This is a genomic window from Acinetobacter sp. SM34, from assembly GCF_022012365.1.
In the GTDB taxonomy this organism is placed as follows: Bacteria; Pseudomonadota; Gammaproteobacteria; order Pseudomonadales; family Moraxellaceae; genus Acinetobacter.
This window is the reverse complement of the sequence record NZ_JAKLTP010000034.1, coordinates 1-1,028: the sequence shown is the minus strand read 5'-3', so window position 1 is coordinate 1,028 and position 1,028 is coordinate 1. Positions and strand designations below refer to the sequence as shown.

The window sequence follows — 1,028 nt, the reverse complement described above, 5'->3', positions numbered from 1 at the left end:
ACCATTTCCACGCCTTCTTGTAATTGGATCGCACCAGTTACGTCAGTTGTACGGAAATAGAATTGTGGACGGTAACCGTTAAGGAATGGAGTGTGACGACCACCTTCTTCTTTAGAAAGTACGTATACTTCTGCATCGAATTTAGTGTGCGGTTTGATTGTACCTGGTTTAGCAAGTACTTGACCACGTTGAACGTCTTCACGTTTAGTACCACGTAGAAGAACACCACAGTTCTCGCCTGCACGACCTTCGTCAAGCAATTTACGGAACATTTCTACGCCAGTTACAGTTGTTTTAACTGTGTCTTTGATACCAACGATTTCAACTTCTTCGCCTACTTTCACGATACCAGATTCAACACGGCCAGTTACTACTGTACCACGACCTGAAATTGAGAATACGTCTTCGATTGGCATCAAGAATGCTTTGTCGATAGCACGTTCTGGTTCAGGAATATAAGAATCAAGTGCAGCAACCAATTCGATTACAGCAGATTCGCCATATTGACCTTGGTCACCGTTAAGTGCAGCAAGTGCTGAACCACGGATGATTGGAGTGTCATCACCTGGGAAGTCATAAGTAGAAAGAAGTTCACGAACTTCCATTTCTACCAATTCAAGTAATTCTTCATCATCAACAAGGTCACACTTGTTAAGGAATACAAGAATGTAAGGTACACCAACCTGACGAGAAAGAAGGATGTGTTCACGAGTCTGTGGCATAGGACCATCAGTCGCAGCACATACAAGGATCGCGCCGTCCATCTGAGCAGCACCAGTGATCATGTTTTTAACATAATCGGCGTGACCCGGGCAGTCTACGTGAGCGTAGTGACGAGATGGAGAATCGTATTCTACGTGTGAAGTATTAATGGTAATACCACGTGCTTTTTCTTCTGGTGCAGAGTCAATTGCTGCGTAATCTTTCGCTTCACCGCCGTAAGTTTTTGCACAAATAGTTGCAATCGCAGCAGTTAAAGTTGTTTTACCATGGTCGACGTGACCAATTGTGCCCACGTTTACGTGTGG

At 44.3% G+C, this 1,028-nt stretch carries 1 protein-coding gene; it reads right to left on the bottom strand.

The window, feature by feature from the left end; translation table 11 throughout:
* Nucleotides 1-1,028, bottom strand: a 1,028-nt coding sequence (tuf, locus tag LZZ98_RS15430; protein ID WP_237788594.1) for an elongation factor Tu, incomplete at both ends; no start/stop codon positions are given.